Origin of the sequence: Motilimonas eburnea (genome assembly GCF_021295345.1) — a bacterium.
Classification (GTDB): Bacteria; Pseudomonadota; Gammaproteobacteria; order Enterobacterales; family CBDFNC01; genus Motilimonas; species Motilimonas eburnea.
Map to the genome: position 1 here is coordinate 1 of NZ_JAIMJB010000055.1, position 1045 is coordinate 1045.

Below are 1045 nucleotides of genomic sequence, written 5' to 3' on the forward strand. Positions count from 1 at the left end.
TATGTGGAGTAATCGCTGGTGCCGAAGGATGGTCTGAAATCCACGACTATGCTGAAGGCCACCACGATTGGTTTAAAGAGCATGGCTTTCTCGTTGATGGAGTGCCGGTAGACGACACTATCGCCCGTATTATTTCGAGAATCGACCCTGAACAATTTCGCCTATGTTTTATTAACTGGATGAAAGCCGTTCATGAGCTATCTAACGGTGACGTAATTGCTATCGATGGTAAGACGCTGCGAGGCTCCTATAATCGTGAAGATAGATGTTCAACCATTCATATGGTGAATGCATTTGCTTGTGCCAACAAGCTCGTACTTGGGCAAATAAAAACTGAGCAGAAATCTAATGAAATCAAAGCTATTCCAGAGCTTATTCGGTTACTAGATGTAGAAGGTGCGCTCGTTTCTATTGACGCGATGGGTTGTCAGACAGCGATTGCTCAGCAAATTGTAGACAGTCAAGGCGAGTACTTGCTTGCTCTCAAATCGAATCAAGGAAGTTTACATGCAGCGGTTGCAGCTGCATTTGCCAGTGAAAGAGCTCAGCCACTGGATGGCCTTGTGATTGAAACCAATAAAGGTAGAGTGGAAGGTCGCGTTCACTATGTGAAAGAAGCTGGCACTATCGCTGATGATTTCCCTGATTGGCCACAACTGAAAACATTAGGGTTATGCATGAACTTCAGGCAGGTAAAAGGAAAAGAAATTGAGCTGACATACCGCTATTACATCAGCTCAGCCACGCTTGATGAAGCTTCACTAGCGCATGCCGTTCGAGCTCATTGGGGCATAGAGAACAGTCTGCATTGGGTATTGGATGTCAGCATGAGCGAAGATAAATGCCAAATTTACCAAAACCACGCAGCCGAGAACTGGGCAATGTTACGCCAGCTCTCACTGAATATGCTCAGAGCCGAGCCGTCAAAGGGCAGTATTCCCGCAAAACAAAAGCGAGCTTGGATGAAAACAAGCTTCTTAGAAGCAGTGTTGAGTGCGGGATTGAGTCAGTTGGTTGAAATATGAGCACTCATGCGGTTGCCCTG

1 protein-coding gene is annotated in these 1045 nt (G+C 46.0%); it reads left to right on the plus strand.

From position 1 onward, the window contains the following. On the plus strand, positions 1-1025 hold a 1025-nt coding region (locus tag K6Y21_RS21065), incomplete at its 5' end, for an ISAs1 family transposase (protein ID WP_233073909.1). Positions 1026-1045: the final 20 nt, after the last annotated feature.